The 17,529-nt window shown below is 37.8% G+C and carries 20 protein-coding genes; all 20 read right to left on the bottom strand.

Going from position 1 to position 17,529, the window contains the following annotated elements; all coding sequences use genetic code 11:
• Positions 1-5: 5 nt before the first annotated feature.
• The gene (locus tag CRO56_RS05670; RefSeq protein ID WP_097157642.1) at positions 6-833 is read right to left on the bottom strand and encodes an MIP/aquaporin family protein; all 828 of its coding nucleotides are present in this window, start codon (positions 831-833) and stop codon (positions 6-8) included.
• A 263-nt stretch (positions 834-1,096) separates the two neighbouring features.
• Entirely contained in the window at positions 1,097-2,767 is a 1,671-nt protein-coding gene (locus CRO56_RS05665; RefSeq protein ID WP_097157641.1) for a glycerol-3-phosphate dehydrogenase/oxidase, read from the bottom strand.
• A gap of 181 nt (positions 2,768-2,948) precedes the next feature.
• Complete coding sequence (locus tag CRO56_RS05660) at positions 2,949-3,500, bottom strand: glycerol-3-phosphate responsive antiterminator (RefSeq protein ID WP_097157640.1); 552 nt, start codon at positions 3,498-3,500, stop codon at positions 2,949-2,951.
• Between the two features lie 16 nt (positions 3,501-3,516).
• A complete protein-coding gene (locus tag CRO56_RS05655; protein WP_097157639.1) occupies positions 3,517-4,014 on the bottom strand; it encodes a PTS sugar transporter subunit IIA in 498 nt (165 codons plus the stop codon).
• Between the two features lie 24 nt (positions 4,015-4,038).
• Positions 4,039-4,473, bottom strand: a complete 435-nt coding sequence (gene msrB / locus CRO56_RS05650) for a peptide-methionine (R)-S-oxide reductase MsrB (protein WP_097157638.1) — start codon at positions 4,471-4,473, stop codon at positions 4,039-4,041.
• Between the two features lie 127 nt (positions 4,474-4,600).
• Positions 4,601-5,185, bottom strand: coding sequence for a YpmS family protein (locus CRO56_RS05645; RefSeq protein WP_097157637.1), 585 nt, complete (start codon positions 5,183-5,185; stop codon positions 4,601-4,603).
• Positions 5,186-5,187: 2 nt separating this feature from the next.
• Positions 5,188-6,036, bottom strand: coding sequence for a GDSL-type esterase/lipase family protein (locus CRO56_RS05640; protein ID WP_179714186.1), 849 nt, complete (start codon positions 6,034-6,036; stop codon positions 5,188-5,190).
• 149 nt (positions 6,037-6,185) lie between these two features.
• Positions 6,186-6,764, bottom strand: coding sequence for an SCO family protein (locus CRO56_RS05635; RefSeq protein ID WP_097157635.1), 579 nt, complete (start codon positions 6,762-6,764; stop codon positions 6,186-6,188).
• A gap of 201 nt (positions 6,765-6,965) precedes the next feature.
• On the bottom strand, positions 6,966-7,808 hold the full coding sequence (locus CRO56_RS05630; RefSeq protein WP_097157634.1) for a DegV family protein: 843 nt from the start codon (positions 7,806-7,808) through the stop codon (positions 6,966-6,968).
• A gap of 94 nt (positions 7,809-7,902) precedes the next feature.
• A complete protein-coding gene (locus CRO56_RS05625; RefSeq protein WP_097157633.1) occupies positions 7,903-8,154 on the bottom strand; it encodes a DUF2535 family protein in 252 nt (83 codons plus the stop codon).
• A gap of 82 nt (positions 8,155-8,236) precedes the next feature.
• A complete protein-coding gene (locus tag CRO56_RS05620) occupies positions 8,237-8,890 on the bottom strand; it encodes an SOS response-associated peptidase (RefSeq protein ID WP_097157632.1) in 654 nt (217 codons plus the stop codon).
• Between the two features lie 77 nt (positions 8,891-8,967).
• Positions 8,968-9,465, bottom strand: a complete 498-nt coding sequence (locus CRO56_RS05615; protein WP_097157631.1) for a dihydrofolate reductase — start codon at positions 9,463-9,465, stop codon at positions 8,968-8,970.
• Positions 9,462-10,259 (bottom strand): thymidylate synthase, encoded by a 798-nt coding sequence (locus CRO56_RS05610; RefSeq protein WP_097157630.1) that lies wholly within the window; start codon positions 10,257-10,259, stop codon positions 9,462-9,464. Before CRO56_RS05610 ends, CRO56_RS05615 begins: the two co-directional genes overlap by 4 nt.
• 25 nt (positions 10,260-10,284) lie before the next feature.
• Positions 10,285-11,001 carry an anthrax toxin lethal factor-related metalloendopeptidase gene (locus tag CRO56_RS05605; protein WP_097157629.1) on the bottom strand — a complete coding sequence of 239 codons (717 nt, stop codon included), beginning with the start codon at positions 10,999-11,001 and terminating at the stop codon, positions 10,285-10,287.
• Between the two features lie 166 nt (positions 11,002-11,167).
• Positions 11,168-11,746, bottom strand: a complete 579-nt coding sequence (locus CRO56_RS05600; protein WP_097157628.1) for a TerD family protein — start codon at positions 11,744-11,746, stop codon at positions 11,168-11,170.
• Positions 11,747-11,771: 25 nt separating this feature from the next.
• A complete protein-coding gene (locus tag CRO56_RS05595; RefSeq protein ID WP_097157627.1) occupies positions 11,772-12,383 on the bottom strand; it encodes a TerD family protein in 612 nt (203 codons plus the stop codon).
• Positions 12,384-12,434: 51 nt separating this feature from the next.
• Positions 12,435-13,541 (bottom strand): toxic anion resistance protein, encoded by a 1,107-nt coding sequence (locus CRO56_RS05590; protein ID WP_179714185.1) that lies wholly within the window; start codon positions 13,539-13,541, stop codon positions 12,435-12,437.
• A gap of 2 nt (positions 13,542-13,543) precedes the next feature.
• On the bottom strand, positions 13,544-15,193 hold the full coding sequence (locus CRO56_RS05585) for a YceG family protein (protein WP_097157626.1): 1,650 nt from the start codon (positions 15,191-15,193) through the stop codon (positions 13,544-13,546).
• A gap of 304 nt (positions 15,194-15,497) precedes the next feature.
• Positions 15,498-16,427 (bottom strand): HAD family hydrolase, encoded by a 930-nt coding sequence (locus CRO56_RS05580; protein WP_097157625.1) that lies wholly within the window; start codon positions 16,425-16,427, stop codon positions 15,498-15,500.
• Positions 16,424-17,527 carry a cysteine protease StiP family protein gene (locus CRO56_RS05575; protein ID WP_097157624.1) on the bottom strand — a complete coding sequence of 368 codons (1,104 nt, stop codon included), beginning with the start codon at positions 17,525-17,527 and terminating at the stop codon, positions 16,424-16,426. The genes CRO56_RS05580 and CRO56_RS05575 overlap by 4 nt, the downstream gene beginning before the upstream one ends.
• Between the last annotated feature and the right edge of the window lie 2 nt (positions 17,528-17,529).

Here is a 17,529-nt window from a genome sequence, read left to right as displayed (position 1 = left end):
TCCCCTTATAAGCTATTTGTTTGGTTAGCATTGGCAATACTGGCTTTCTTTGTTTCCTGCATGGCTGCTGATACTAGGATAAAAGCGATTACCGCACTGGCAACCCAAAATAACATTGAATAATCCCCTTCGAATAAAGCCTTGTAAAATAAAGCTCCGTAAACTCCGCCTAGAATCGGCCCAACAACTGGAATCCATGAATACTCCCAGTCAGAGCTGCCTTTTCCGGCAATCGGCAGTAAAGCATGAGCAATTCTTGGTCCTAAATCACGTGCAGGATTAATCGCATATCCAGTTGGTGCCCCTAAAGAAAGACCAATTGCTGTAATTAATGCACCCACCACTAAAGGATTTAATCCCCCTGTAAATTCGTTTGTACCAATGAACATCAAGCCAAAAACCAAAATAAATGTACCGATTAATTCAGTTACTAAATTGGATAGAGGACTTCTAATAGCAGGACCTGTTGAGAAAACAGCTAATTTTGTACCTCCGTCCTCTGTTGCAGCCCAATGCGGCAAATATAACAAATAAACAACTACAGCACCAATAAAAGCCCCTAACATTTGACCGATAATATAAACTGGTACTTTTTCAAACGGGAAATCTCCAATCGCTGCAAGTGCAATCGTGACAGCAGGATTAATATGAGCACCTGTAATACTGCCGACTGCATAGATGGCCATAGTTACAGCCAATCCCCATCCAATGGTTATAACGATCCAGCCTTCACCCTCTGCTTTTGTTTTCTTTAAGACGACACCAGCTACTACACCCCCTCCAAAAATAATCAAAATCATGGTTCCTACTACTTCTGCTAAAAATTCTGACATTTGTGTTTCCTCCCCTTTTTTACCCAAAATAATTTTTGATGCCCGATAGAGAAACAAAAAACTCACATTAAATAACATACTACACCCATGTATGTTAGATAATGTGAGTCTCCGTTTCTCCATCACTATTAACTTATTAATAATAGCTTATACTAGAGTGAAAACGCTGTCAATATTGGTATTAAAAAAATTAACAGCTAAAAAAACGGAGAGACCTATCTTTAAAGAGGTCCAAACATTATGGACCTCCTTTAGAACTATTCCTATTCTTGTCTATCAATCGGTATGACTGCATCCTTGATTTCTTTTTCAAGTTCTTCTTCATACGCTTTTATCGTTTTTTCATTCCAGCCAAATTCTTTCGCCATAAATTGAATAACAGGCTTCTTCCATTGTTTGACCCATTCTAAATCAAAAAGCAATGCTCCTGTTCGGCGAATAAAGAAATCTGCTGGTTTTACTGTCATTTCTTCTTCGAGTGCATAAAGAATTTGAGCATATATCGCTGGTGTCAATCCAAAACTTTCTTCTTTTCCAGGGTATTTTTTTGCCAATGTAAATAAACAATCAACATTAGAACCATATTTAGCAGCTAATTTTTCTCCTTCTTCCTTCGTGAGTCCATACTCTGAGGCTTCATTACTCTTTTGCTTAATAAAGAACGGGAGGTTATGAGAACCATTCACCTCTCCTCCTGATATCTTCACATGTCTCGTTTTGCAAGGTAAGAATGACCGATTCGACTCCTCCTGAATGCGCTTAGCTACTAAATCGACAACTGTTTCCGCCATTTCCCTGTATCCTGTAAGTTTTCCTCCCGCAATCGTAATTAGTGAACTGTCACCTTCCCAAATTTCATCCTTCCGTGAAATTTCAGACGGATCCTTCCCTTCTTGATAGATTAAGGGTCGTACACCTGCCCAGCTAGATTCAACATGTTCCTCTGTCAGCTGAACTTCAGGGAACATAAACTTGATTGCTTCTAATATATAATTAATATCTTCTTTTAACGGTTTTGGATTGGCAATATCTTGGGATTCACCATAGAAGGTATCAGTTGTACCCACATATGTTTTCCCCTCCCTAGGAATCGCGAATACCATCCGCTTATCTGGAGTATCAAAATAAACTGCCTGACGAAGAGGAAAATGGCTTTGGTCGAACACAATATGAACTCCCTTTGTTAGCCGCAGTTTCTTATTATTTATTGAATAATCTTTTTTCCTAACCTGATCCACCCATGGACCAGCCGCATTGACAACTTTGACTGCCTTTATTTCAATTGTTTCACCCGTTAACAAGTCACGTGCGACTATTCCGCATACCTTTTTTTCATTGTAAATAAATTCTTCCGCTTTCATATAGTTAAGGGCAACTGCACCATTTTCTGCGGCAGCCTTCATGACTTCAATCGTTAGTCTTGCATCATCCGTTCTGTACTCCACATAATATCCGCCACCTTTTAACCCTTCTTTTTTAATTAATGGTTCCCTTTTTATTGTCTCTTCAGCAGATAGTATTTTACGGCGTTCTTTCTTTTTAACCCCTGCTAAAAAGTCATACAGCCTTAAGCCTAGATTAGTAGTTAATTTGCCGAATGTCCCGCCTTTATGAAATGGCAGGAGCATCCATTCAGGTGTTGTTACATGAGGGCCATTTTCGTAGACAATCGCCCTTTCCTTTCCAATTTTAGCAACTGTATTTATTTCAAATTGTTTTAAATAACGAAGTCCCCCATGAACGAGCTTTGTAGACCTGCTTGATGTTCCGCTTGCAAAATCCTGCATTTCAATTAACGCAACCTTCATCCCGCGGGTTACTGCATCTAGCGCGATCCCCGCGCCGGTAATACCTCCGCCAATTACAAGAAGATCAAATTCATCGTTTCTCAATTGCTGGATTACATGACTTCTTTTTTTACTTGAAAAATTCATCGTCCACCCCTCCTATTTAGGTAAAAAAACAAAAAGAGACCTAAACAAGCATTATGGATTACTACCATAAAACTGCTAGGTCTCTCTTAATCTCTTGACATATTATTAACTTATTTTTAATTATATCATCATCTTTAATTTTTTAAAAGTTATTTATAAAAGAGGACAGGATTATGACTTTTTATGCAGGTCCGAAATATTCCCAAAGCTGTTTGTTAGACGTAGTAATAGCTTCCGCCCCTGCTTGAAGAGCATTATCTACTTCTTCTTTGGTACAAATTAATCCGCCAGTGATAATAGGTATTTGAACCCGTTCTCTTATTTTCGGAATCATCCATGGCATAATGCCTGGCAAGACCTCAATATAATCAGGCTTTGTTTTTTCAACTAAGCGAAAACTCTTCTCGAGCGCATGGGAATCAATTAAGAATAGGCGTTGAACCGAAATAACCCCCTTCTGCTTTGCTTTCAAAATGACATTTGATTTTGTTGAAATCAAACCATATGGCTTAAATTCCTGACAAATATATTCGGTAGCATACTCATCACTTTTTATCCCATGGATCAAATCCACGTGATAAATCATTTTTTTATGATACGAATGGGCCATCTTTGAAACATTTTTTAATTGTGAAATATGTAGTTCAAGAAATATGCCAACCTCATAGTCGCTTTGTAAAAATAATTCAAAATCCTTTAAATTGGTGGATGCGGGCAGAATTTTTTGCTTCACAATTCTTTCATCTCCCTTATATAACCGTTACTTCAATAACACCTGTCACACCTTTTTGAACTGCATTATTTTCTATTTTATTCAGCGTTTCAATTTGATCAGCGTTTGTTAGTATGATTGGAGTTACTGTACTTTTTGCTTTTTCCTTCACCAGTTCAAAATTAACGGTTAACAAAGGATCTCCTGTTTTTACTTTCGACCCTTCCTGTACATGACTCTCAAAGCCCTCGCCATTCATGGAGACGGTTTCTAACCCTACATGAATCAGAATTTCCAAACCATTATCAGCTTTAATCCCAACTGCATGTTTCGTCGGAAAAACTTGAATGATTTCGCCATCGACTGGTGAAACGACCACATTTTCAGATGGTTCAATGGCAATTCCGTCTCCCATCATTTTTTCCGAAAAAACAGGGTCCGGAACCTCTTCAAGTGCAACAAGTTTTCCCGTAAGCGGAGCTTTTAGTGTAAGCGTACGATTGATTTCCTTTTTTCCAAACCATTTTTTTAACATAGCAGAACAGCTCCTTGTATATATTTATTTCTGTTTTTTAAAGAACTTTAAATACTCGCCATAGCCTTGTTCTTCCATTTCCTCTACCGGTATAAACTTTAAAGCAGCAGAATTAATACAATATCTTAATCCATTTTCACCAGGGCCATCATCAAACACATGACCTAGGTGTGAATCTGCTGTTTTACTCCTGACTTCAGTACGGATCATTCCGAAACTTGTATCCAGATTTTCTGCGATTTCCTGTGACTCTATCGGCTTTGTGAAACTCGGCCATCCACAGCCTGCATCATATTTATCCTTTGAGCTAAATAAGGGCTTGCCTGAAACAATATCGACATAGATTCCCTCTTGAAAGTTGTCCCAATATTCATTATGAAACGGCGGTTCAGTACCATTTTTTTGTGTGACTTCATACTGAATGGGAGTTAATTTAGTACGTAATTCATCCTTTTTCATCACTCTCATCTCCCGAAATTGACTTTACCTGTTCCCTTTGCACTGCTCATTCAATTGTTCCTTAATTTAGGCATTTTAACGCTAATTTATGACAAAGACAAGCGTTTTTGAGTTCCATATCTTTCCCTTATTTTTTTGGAATTAATAAATCAACTTCAATTCTATTTTCTGCCAAATTAAAATGCTTCATTCGGAGACGAGTGCCATCATTTAGTTCCATTTTCGAAATCGCAATGTAGATGATATGATCATTTGGGTAAATCGAAACCCATTCTGGAAGCGAGTATTTCTTTTGGACAAATTTTAGAATGTAAGCAGAAGGGATTTCGAGACCGCCAACCTGCAAAGATTTTTCTTCCAGCCATAAATCTCCGTTATCTAAGACTTTGGCGGAAAAGTCCATTTTAAAATCTATTTCCTCTTCAAATACCTCAAATGTCCCAATTAATTCGACATCATTATTGACATAGACCGAATAGTTTACCGGTCCTAGCGACCCCTTTTCGTCTAAATATCTTTGAATTAAATCATTAATAGCCTTTTTATCTGCTTGTACAGAAATAGGGATAAAATTCTCCTCAGCTAATTCTGTATCTGCCAAATGCTTTCTCTCAACAGGCTCATTTACGATAATTAGCAATACAAGCACTATAAAAAATTCAATTCCAACTAATATCCAGAATGCTGACTTCCAGGATGGTTTCCATTTCATTGTTACTCCTCATTCCTGCCTGCCTGTATCATCGGAGTCCCCCACGAATTGATTCTTCTAGAAAAAATCATTTCGTTATAAATAGCGGATGCCATTTTTTCATACCCAAGATCATTGGGATGAAAAAAGTCCTCCTCAAATAAAACATTAAGTCCCTCAGCAAAAATAGATGCAATATCAACAAAAAACATATTGGAATAATGGTTAACTTGATCCTGACTGACTTGATTCCACATGTCAATAATCGTGTTAAATTCCTGGATTTGCGGAATTAAGCTGGATAACGGATTGTATACTCCTAGTAAATATACGGTTGCTTCCTCATTAATATTTCGAATTTGCTGTAATAATTGCGAGATATTCTTTTCATAGTCAGGTAATGCATTCTCAAAGTCCGAGATATCTAATTGGCTGATGTTGCCCTTTATTACTTTCATAATATCATTTCCGCCAGTTGTGACCAGGATAACATCCGCTGTTTTCAACGTATTTATGATTTCCTGATTTCGAAGCCTTTTAAGGAGCTCATCCGTCCGTTCGCCTCTCACACCAAAATTATTCATTTTGATGTCTAGGAAAGATCCCGTTTCCATCAGCGCTGACTCTAAATAAGGCAAATATCCCCCGGAAATCGAACTGCTGCCTACCCCTTTCGTTAATGAGTCGCCAATTGCTGCTATCTCAATTGTTCTAGGAATAAAATCCAAAGGAAAACTATTTTTAAAAAGATCATTTTCGTTACCTTCAGTTAAATCACGAGTAGAATGAAGTTTAGTGGTCATGGTGGAACAACCCGATACAAAGGTTACCATGAGGAGGGTATACAAAAAAATAGTCAAAATCTGCTTCATATATACACTCCTTTCATATTCAATCATTTTAGCAGTATGATTTTTGAATTACAACTTTCACAAATATTCATCCCTTAAATGTTGCCAAAAATAAAAATACCGCGGCAGATTGACCGCGATAGAGATAAATCTTATATTTTCTTACCTTTCTATTGTTGCAGTATCTTGATGTGTTCAATTATGGTTTCATAAGGAACATCGGTCACGCCGCTATAGTCTTTGACAACTGTACCTGTTTGATCTACTAAGTAAAACGAAGTTCCGTGGGCCACCTGATCCCCTTCCTCTGGCTTTACAACTAATGTGGTAAAACTCTCGCGTGCAAATAATTCAATTTTGTCTTGTGAATAACCGGTTAAAAAGTTCCAGTTTGCAAAATCAGCCCCAAATTTTTCACCAAATTCTTTTAACACCTGTGGCTGATCTACTTCGGGATCCACGCTAAAGGAAACAAATTCAACGTTCTCTAAACCTTCTTCCTTAACAAGATCCTGAATTTTTGACATGTTAAAGGTCATAGGCAGGCACACGTCGTCACAACTCGTAAAAACAAAATCCGCAACCCAAACTTTTCCTTTTAAATCCTCTAACGATACTGTTTCACCATCTTGGTTGGTAAACTCAAATGCTTCAATTTCATAGTCTAATTTATCTGGGATGTCTCCCCCAGAGCAGCCTGAAAGTAATACAAGAATTGCCATGAGTATAATTGATAATGAACGTTTCATACGATTAAACCTCGCTTACAGTGAAATATCCACTATTATTGTAACAGAGGAGACGTCCCGCACCAAAGCAATGCTTGAAAAGTTTGTGACATTTAAACATTCGTTATGACTTGATAAAAATTTTGGATAAATTTGTCGGAACAAAATGCCTGTTATAGAAAAAACTCACTTGTCATTTTTTGAACAAGTGAGTTTGGACATTTACTCGGCATAATAGATGAGTGCAACAGCACCCGGCCCGGTATGGGTTGATATAACGGGAGTTGTTTCCTCAATGCTTACAGGATGAAACAATTGCAGCTCATCTATTTTCTTTTTGATTGAAGACGCTAATGACTGGCCATCCGCATGTACGAGTGCAACACCTTTTAACGTATTCCCCTTAACATCTTCTAAAAATTGTTTAACGAGAAAGCTTACCGCCTGGGAGTGACTTCTAACCTTTTTGACTGGGGTATATTGACCATTCTCTAGTTTGGCTATCGGTTTAATATTTAGAAGGGAACCGATTAAAGCCCTTCCCTTACCGATTCGACCGCCTTTTACCAGATTTTCTAACGTGTCCACGACTATATACAAATGGGTAGCCTGCTTGACTTTTTCAAGCCTTTTCAGAATTTCATCTGCCGAACTTCCATTTTTAGCAAGCTTAGCTGCTTCTAATACCTGAAAAGCAAGACCCTTTGAGATAAAACGAGAATCAAACACTGTCACTTTGCCGGATGCCATCTGTGCAGCCTGTTCAGCAGCACGGACTGTTCCGCTTAATTCAGAAGCCATATGAATGGATAAGATTTCATAACCTTGGCTAATCCATTTTTCATATTTTTCAAGAAACATGCCAACTGGCGGCTGAGAGCTCTTAGGAAGCTCATCTGATTCTTTCATTCTCTTAATGAATTCATTCGGCGTTATATCTACTCGATCCGTAAAATGCTCTCCATCAATGGAAATCGAGAGCGGGACTATTTCAATATTATGTTGAATCGCTTCTTCATTTGATAAATCAACTGTTGAATCAGTTACAATGATCGTCTTATTCATTGGTTCACATCCTATTTCTGTACAAATGCTATGCTGCACATTTACTATATACTATAAAAAAAACCAGACTGTCTATGCAATCTGGCTCAGGAGATTATGCATGATATGGTAATGGACTTTCATGAATCAAACGTTCATATATATTCCATTTAAGTGTCTTCTTTAAATATTCATTAAATGAATAGCAATGATTTGGTTGGTTTCTTTGATTAATGGTGTAAATAAAGGATTGTAAATGCTCTTTAATTAATAATTGCAGTAACGGATCCTCCTCCAATACAGGTATTTCCATAACCTTCACTTTCTGACCGCTTAACGTCTTGAATTCTAAAGTTTTCCAAAGCAAACTATCAATCCTCTTTTTTAACCGTTTCCTCTATTATAGCCTAAAGAGAAGGCAAATAGTGTCATATTATGCGTAAAATTCATTAAATTTTTTGCAGGATCGAAGGGCTGTCATTCTTTGGTGAGTTAACCTGCTCGGAAACTTGATACGTCTCCATATCATCCGCAGGAAATGGCGCCAGTTGTGATTGAACTTGCCCAAACGGCACTTGATGATCAAGCCATAAAGATAATTGTTCCTCTCTTAATATGACCGGCATTCGGTCATGGACAGCTTCAACCCTTGTATTTGGAGCTGTTGTTAAAATGGTACAGGTTGGCTTTTTTCCTCCGCTTGCATCGCTAAGATCCCATAATGCTGCAAAAGCAAACGGCTCGTTTCCTTTTCTGACGAACCGAAATGGCTGTCTTTCTTTGTCCCATTCGTAAAATCCATCTGCAAATAGAACACATCTTCTTTTATTAATCAGATGCTTAAAACTCATCTTCTCAGAAACTGTCTCAGCACGCGCGTTAATTAAAGGTTTCCCCTTCTGTGATTCCTTTACCCACTTTGGTGTCAGTCCCCAATAAAAATACCCGGCTCTTCTTTTTCCATTCGCCTCTACTGCACCTAAAACTATTTGACTGGGAGCAATGTTATACCGTGGTTTCCAATCTTCAGCTAAAAATTCATCGATTAAAAATGCTTCGATAATATCCTCCGCTTCCATTGTTAAAGAATACCGTCCACACACGCGCTTTCCCTCCTTCTCTCGTCCGTAATAAAGAACCTTCGCTTTTGGCGAAGGCAGTCTGGTTTCCAGATTTAATATTAGTCTTGCATTTTTTCATAAACACGAAATTCATACTCCACTCCTGCTTCCTGTTGCTTTTCCCCAGGTATGGAGGAAACAAGGTTCCATTCATCCCAATTGATTTTCGGAAAATAAGTATCAGTCTTATACTCAGCTTCAATAAATGTAATATAGAGTCTGTCAGTAAAAGGGAGAACCTGTCTAAAGATCTCGGCACCGCCAATTACAAAAAATTCTTCTTCCGGTTTTTGTTTATTTATCGAAACTAGGTCATCCACAGAATGGATGACTTCAGTTCCTTCAGGGTGATCGTAGTGTGTGTCTCTTGTCATTATTACGTTATTTCTGCCTGGCAAAGCTTTTCCAATCGAATCAAACGTTTTTCTTCCCATCACAATCGTATGACCCATGGTCACCCTTTTAAAATATTTGAGATCTTCGGGAAGATGCCAGGGCAAATCATTTTTATAGCCAATCCCCTGGTTGCGATCCATGGCTAACAGACAAGATATCATACACTTACGACTCCTTTAATATGCGGATGAGCTTCATAATTAAGCAGTTCAAAATCTTCATATTGGAAAGAAAAGATATCTTTAACCTCTTTGTTAATTTTCAGTGTTGGCAGCGGTTTTGGATCTCTTGTAAGCTGCAGTTTTACTTGTTCAACATGATTTTGATAAATATGCACATCACCAAAAGTATGGATAAACTCACCGACTTTTAAACCTGTTACATGAGCAATCATATGGGTTAACAATGCATAGGAGGCAATATTAAACGGAACGCCTAAAAATACATCGGCAGATCGCTGGTACAATTGACAGGACAGCTTTCCATCATTGACATAAAACTGAAACAGACAATGACATGGAGGAAGCGCCATTTTCGGAATATCAGCTACATTCCATGCATTCACGATTAATCGGCGTGAATCAGGGTTTGTTTTAATCATGTCTACCAGTTGAGTAATCTGATCAATCGTTCCCCCTGTATGATGATCTGGCCAGGATCTCCATTGCGCTCCATAAACCGGCCCCAACTCACCATTTTCATCAGCCCACTCATTCCAGATACGGACTCCATTTTCTTGCAAATATTGTACATTTGTAGCTCCCTTTAAAAACCATAGGAGTTCATAAATAATTGATCTTATATGCAGCTTTTTCGTTGTTAATAAAGGAAATCCCTCTTCCAGATTAAATCTCATTTGGTAACCAAATGTACTAATCGTCCCCGTTCCAGTCCTGTCCTCTTTTTTCGATCCACTAGACAAAACATGCCTGCAAAGCTCTAAGTATTGCTCCATTGTTTCCATAACCTCTTTCTATTCATTAAAATGATGTGATACTAGTAATATACTCAAAAGTTAAAGGGGCCAATTCTTGTAGACTAGTTCTAGACCCTTGGGTGTAAAAATACATGGCAAAGGTTTCAGCAAAATATTCCTCAGGATAAGAAAGAAAGTAGGAATCACCAGGAAATATAAAAGGCGCCTCTTGTTCCCAAACGGTGAGAAAGCGAATGTCAAGACGAACATCCCCAAACACAAAGTGATCAAGTGAATGGGCAAATTCATGAAGTTCCAGATTAATAGACCCATGACCATCTCCTTTTTCACTATGGCCAATTTTAACAAGGACCAGCTCTGAACCGCCAATTCCCGGCACTTCATCCCAGGTAGTATCCCGATCCTCGTATCCTCTCGGAGTAACCCCTTTTAAGTGTTGAGTCGAAGGGAAGTCTGTTAACTCCTCGTTAAATAATCTTACATGAATTCCTTCCTCTACTGCGCGTTTTAGCACCTCTGGCGGCAGATTATCTAATCGCATAATCATTTTGGCTGCTTCAAACTCGTCATAAGTATGATTGTCAGGCAATAATACGATTGATTCTATTAAACTAGGATTGTCTAAAGATAAATTCTGTTTTAATTCTGAATTTATACTAATTTCCTTTAGTTGAACACCTATTGGTGACATCATTTCAGCGGATTGAAATAAAGAAAAAGGGAGGATTAATACAAAGATGAATGTTATATATTTTGGCATAAATATCCCACCCGAATTGATGCGTTAATATTTTTGTAACACTATTATAACATATCGGGTGTTTAACAAATTTATAGTCATAAAAATTCGAGTAAAAAATTATTGGCAATCACAAGACATGATTGCCAACATCTTTTTTGTCATCCACTTTAAATACAGATCGTATCTACACTTGGAGCCCGTAGTTTCTGCAAAGGGCAGCGAGTCCGCCCTGAAATCCGCTTCCAATTGCATTAAACTTCCATTCGCCATTATGACGATACAGTTCACAAACCACTAAAGCTGTTTCAACAGAGAAGTCCTCTCCCAGATCAAAACGCAATAATTCAACGTGTGTCTCATCATTTACTACTCGTACATAGGAGTTACTCACCTGACCGAAGTTTTGTGAACGGGTATCCGCATCGTGAATCGTAACCGCAACAGCAATTCTATGTATGGTTGATGGAACCTTGCTGAAGTCAATTAAGATCTGTTCATCATCTCCATCACCTTCACCAGTCCGATTATCACCTGTGTGTTCAATACAGCCGGAAGGATGCTTTAATTGATTATAAAAAATAAAGTCAGAATCATTGATTACCTTTCCATTTTCATCCGTTAAAAAAGCAGAGGCATCTAAGTCAAAGTCATTTTTCCCGTCGTAGCGATTGATGTCCCAGCCTAATCCGACCATAACCTTTGTTAATCCTGGGTTTGTTTTGGTTAAATCGATTTTTTGCCCTTTTTGAAGATTAATGCTCATCCTTATTCCTCCTCTTGAATTGCTTTTATTGATATCTTCTTACTAATTCACGCAAACCAGGGTCTTGAGTACCCGTTCCGACTGCAGCAAATTTCCAGTCTTGCCCATGACGATAAATTTCTCCAACAATTAAACTGGTTTGGCCGTTATAATCATCCGTTAGGTTGTAATGAATCATTTCTTGATTGTTTGAAGAATTCACCACACGAATAAATGCATTTCTAATCATGCCAAAGTGTTGTTTTCTTTTTACACTGTCGTAAATATTCACAACAAAAACAAGCTTATGGATATTAGCGGGAATCTTTTGCAGGTCAATCATGATTTGTTCGTCATCTCCAGCTCCATCACCAGTAAGATTATCGCCGGAATGAGCTACACTGCCGTCGCTGCTTCTTAAATTCCCAAAATAAATAATATTTTGATTAGATGTTATTTTTTCATTTTCATTTAACATAAATACAGACGCATCGCAGTCTACATTATTGGAAGAACCGCCGCCAAACAATGAACCTAATAAACCTCCGCCACTTTTGGACTGAACAGGATCCCAGCCTAGACCAACCATAATTTTTGTTAAGCCTGCATTCCCTTTTGTTAAATCGACTCTTTGTCCTTTTTGTAATGATATCGCCATTCGTACCTCTCCCTTTTCTGTTTTTCTATTCTACTATACGATAAGATTTCATTAACGTTTCATATTTTTAAAATTTGTCTGCAGTTGTTCTAGTTTCTTCGTACCTTCTTCACGCAGACGTTTATTCTCGTCTTCAATTCTCTTTGTTTCTTCCATACCCTTCATGATAATATTCCATGTTTCTTCAATCGTTTCGATCTTAATGCTTGGGCTGCCAGCAAGACGGGCAATATCTGTACTTTGTTTGGATATATTTTGTGCATTGCGGACGAGCATTTCATTGGTTCGCCGGTCTAATTCAGACATTGAATCAGCAACAAGCTTTTGTCTTTTGGCTGCAACGGCTTGAATCAAACCATTTTTAAAGATCGGAATTGTTGTTACAAACGCAGAGTTAATTTTCCCGATTAGTTTTGTATTCCCCCGTTGGAGCATCCGAATTTGCGGTGCCGTTTGAAGGGATACCATTTTAGCCATTTCTAAGTCATAAATTCTTTGTTCTAAAAGCTCAAGCGTATTTTTTAGAGAATCCAGCTGCATTCCGGCAACCTGGTCTCCAGCTTGAGCTTTTTGCTCTAATTGAGGAAGCACTTCATTTCTTATTTGTTCTGACTTAAGCTCTCCGGCTACAATATATTTTTCTAGGGTTAAATAATATTGATAGTTCTCTTCGTACATATTCTCAAGCATGTTGGTTGAATCTACCATTTCCCCTTGATACTTAGAAATCTCAACATAGATTTTGTCAATCTCTGCTCCCATCGTCTGATACTTGCCAAACAGTTTTTCAATCAGTTTCTCGCCCCGTTTAAAGAGTTTTCCGAAAAGACCACCGCCTGTTTGTTCAAAATCCTTTTTATCAAACTTATCCATAATTTTTCCAAGCTGCTTTAATAACACGCCGGAATCTTCAACCTTGGTTGTTCTCATATTGGATAATATTTGATCAGAAAAACGGGAAATCTGTTCAGCAGGCTCTTTACCGAATTCTAAAATTTGAATTTGGTCTCTTTCGTCAATTCTGCTTGCCAGCTGTTGTACATCCGGCTCATTTCGAAGTTTTAATTTAATTTCGGGTACTTTTGATTCTGTAATTTTGTCATCAGGCATTGTTGTTACTAATTGTTGCTGGGTATCCGTTTGTAAAGAATTTGCCATCACTAATCACCTCTCAAATTTTTAAGAAATCCTTGTGAAAAAATCTTTTTTATAATGGATGGTTCTTTAAACTCTAAGTTAAAAACCATATCATCTAACCAATGGGTATCGAATTTATCTGGATCCATGTAATTTTCTAAATCGTTGTGTCCAGGCGGATTATAAAGAACTATATCGACCCCAAATTGATTTAACAATAAAAGTATAACTGCATCAGAACGGGACAACTGGCCATTTAATTCATTATTGTACAGGACTAACGTTGGTACATCCTGCGAATAGTCAAACGTTTGCAGAAGCTGTAATATATTTGCAGGGATCTGCATACTTTGCGTGAACATGTAAATATTGACTTCTTCTTTTGACTCACCGTGTACAGGGAGCAGACTGGGACGGCTGCATAATGTCCTGATCGCATGCGCGATACCTTTTTGTAACCCCGTAGCCAAATGCTTATATTTCCAATAATGGGATCGCATCATTTTTTCTGGTGAGAGCAATCCGTCTTGTCCTAATGCATCCTGATAGTGAAAGCGGAAATCGTTGTTGACCGGACGGGTAAAAGGAAATTGCTGTATGAGTTGTGTATGGGGGAGCTGCATTAAAAATTGTATACGTTCCCAATATTCTTTTCGGTCTCGCGAAACCCCCATTATTTTTGCGAAAATAGAAGGAATATTGACATGACCATTTTTTACTTCAAACTCGGGTCTCACAAATGCTTTTTCTTTTATTAAAATAAATAGTTCATCATAAGTGGTTTTTAATGTAAGGGATGAAGGTGTATAATCTCTCAGCTGCCATGGCTTGTATAATAAAGAACCCTCATGATTTAATATTGCTTCGATTTCCCTTGATGCCCGGTATGCGACCGTTGCCTGACGCCTCCTTCTTTCTTTCGGAAATGGTTCTGGTTCAGACTGATCAGGGTATGTATAAATAAAAGAATACGTCATTGAATTTTTTAGTTTTGATATCGGATCGTCCCCGGCTGGATTAAAAATAGCAAGATCAAAACCAAGCACATACATGTAGTAGAGGAAGTAGACTTGACTTTCATTCGCATCTCCATACCAGAGCACCCTTGCTAATGATTTTTCTGGATTGCTTGAATCAAGTAAAATCGGAAGGTGGTTTTTAGCCCATTTAATCACATCAACAAGAACCCTGCGCAAATTTGCTGATTGTAAACCATTTTGTTCCGTTGATTCAAATAATCTTAGAGTCTCAACCATAGCTTCTCTTATTCTTCTATTAATAGCTGGGTTTTTATCGCGAATGAGCAAATTTTCCCCATCAAGAAAAGCTACAAAACGATTAATAGATAGTTTTTCCTCACGGCTTGTTAAGATTAGTTTTTGCAGTGCCTGAAAATCTTTTTGTTCAATGGTCTTATCTAAATTGAAATGATCCAAATGAGCAAATCCAAATGTCCGATCATGAACATAGTCATAAAGCCTGTTATAGTATTCATCTATGTCAAAAGGAGTACCCAAATGAAGTGACACGATTTGGCTAAAAGTCAGTTCATTTTGTTTTATCTCAAAGGATGGCCTGTTGGTCAAATCTTTTTTTAACACTTCTTCCCATTCCTCAGCCCGAATGGATAAAATCTTTGGGTGAAGCTTTCCGTATAAATTATCTTGATACATAGAAATCCTTCCCTTATCAAATTCCTAAAGAATAGGAAAAACATTCGTCATTTTATTATCTCTATGATATCACATGGTGAATATTGGGTGAAGTTTCACATATGTATACGATTAAAACTAAAAACAGTTTCAATTAGTTTCACCATCTGAGCCCATCCTGCATATAAAGTGAGTACACCTATTTGGAGGATGAAGTGATGAGATGGATTATAAAGAGACCGCCCCGACACCTTTATATGGATGAAACAGAAGAAGTGATCAAAATCCTATCCCTTGAAAGGTTTATATGGATTGACATCTTTTTTTATTCACTTTTCTTTTGTCTGCTGTTATCTCCCTTTTTACCTACTATACTTACTTTAGTTTTGACTTTTGTATTTATATTCGCGTTAAGTACTTCTTTATTTCTAACCTGTAAATTTATTGCTTCAGCTAAGGAAGAACCTAAAAATACTTCTTTATAAATCGTTAAAAGAATCTCCTCCGCAGCTTTTAAGCCGGAGGTTTTCGTTTTTATCCATCTGCTCGATTCATCCATATGTAAAGCGAGCTCCCCGTGTCTCGGAACAAAGCTGCGTTCTGAGAGGGATAAAAATGAATAGTCCATCCTTGAATCCCCTGCGGCCCAGCTAATCGTTTCCCTGGTTTTTTGCTTTATATACTTAATTGCGTTCCCTTTTTGCAAAAAAGGCGGGATCACATAGATTTTATTGCGATGCGTATAATGCTCCCATCCCATGGCCTCAATTTCTGCCAAAATTGTGACAATTAAATCTATGTCATTTGCTTTTTTAAATGTAAGACAAAAATATAAATGCTCCAATCTTTGAACATCTATGACATTTTGATTTTCATAAGTTAGTAATAATTGATTTACAGATGAAAACGGATAGGGAAACTGACTCATCTTCTCAAGAAGGATTTGATCCCATTCTGTATCCCGTTTGCCGTTTTTAATAACAACTGCTCCGTTCGATGTTACATAATGGCTCTCCCGTTTATTGAAAAAAGGTACTGCTAGCCGGTTATACTGGTCAAATGTTCTCGTCGTTATAGGTATAATCGTAATCTTAGTATTCAATTCCTTGATGAGCTGATACGATAATTTTGACATATAGGACCGATGAAGTTTAGTCCGTTCCACTTCAATCAGGTCCTCTTCAGATTGATGGAACTCGGAAAGGGCCCTCTTGGAAAAAATTAAAGTCCGATCCAGGTCTGTAGCAAAAATCATTTGGCATCACCCATCGGCTGAATGATCCCACAGCTTCGATAGGACATTGAACGATATTCGATTACTTCAACATGCTTTTCTTCAGCCAATGCAAGAATATGCTGAACTTGAGGGTCTTTTTTGTTTTTAACAAGTATCCCCCACGGAAGTCTTCTTAGTAATACTCTAGTGGTTTCACCTATACTTGGCTTAATTAAATGGATGTTTTCTATGTGAAACTCATGAGCGATTTGATTTACTTCCTCTGCACCTAAAAACAGCGGCGGATGAAGCAGGCCATTCCCCTGATTTATTTCAGCTGGCGTAAATAAAGAAGTGATTGTCTCCACATATGAGTTAGAATGATCAGAGTCAGACCATTCCTTATATAGCTTTGCCCCGTGAAATTCATCAGGACTAATCCACTTTTGATTATGAATAGTCCTCGAGATTAAACCTGAAACAGTTGCATTTAAACAGGCATGAGGCAACAAAATATCGTCGTTGGTCCCAGATATGGCAGCGCTGTGAGCAGGGTCGCTTAAAACGGCTAAAATTGGTTCTACCGATTCATTCTCCCTTTTTGAAAATAGTTCACAGCTTTTATACAGCTCCCTCGTAATACTTCCTTTCCCTGTCCATCCATCTATGAAAATAACTTTCTTATTTTTATGTTTCGTTTTGATATAGGCTAAAGCATTCAGGTCCAATCCTTTTTCTCTGATTATAGAAATACTATAATGCGGAATAGTCTTCCCCATATACATCGAGAGATATCTTTTCATTAATATTCCAACAGGAGTTCCTGCCCGGGCCAGTGAAACCAATACCATTTCCTCTTGAAAAAGATTATACAATTGCACACTTACCTTTTTAATTAAATCTGCTGTTAAAAGACCATTAAGAGTTAGAGCTTTTTCATAGCACTCAAGATACTGGAAACTGGGGAGCTTTTCAGCGGGAAGGGATTCGCTGTAGTGTTCTGCCTTATTTTGAATACGGAATTCTCTATCTTCCAAACTTCCCTCTAGCGTTATATGACTTAAATCTTTCAATAAAAATTGTACGTCTTGCGGCTGATAGCTTCCTGATCCGACTGTCTTGAAGTTTTGAACTTTCAATT

Origin of the sequence: Bacillus oleivorans, from assembly GCF_900207585.1 — a bacterium.
GTDB classification, from domain to species: Bacteria; Bacillota; Bacilli; order Bacillales; family JC228; genus Bacillus_BF; species Bacillus_BF oleivorans.
Note: the sequence above shows the minus strand (reverse complement) of the source record. Positions and strands in the feature narration are given on the sequence as shown.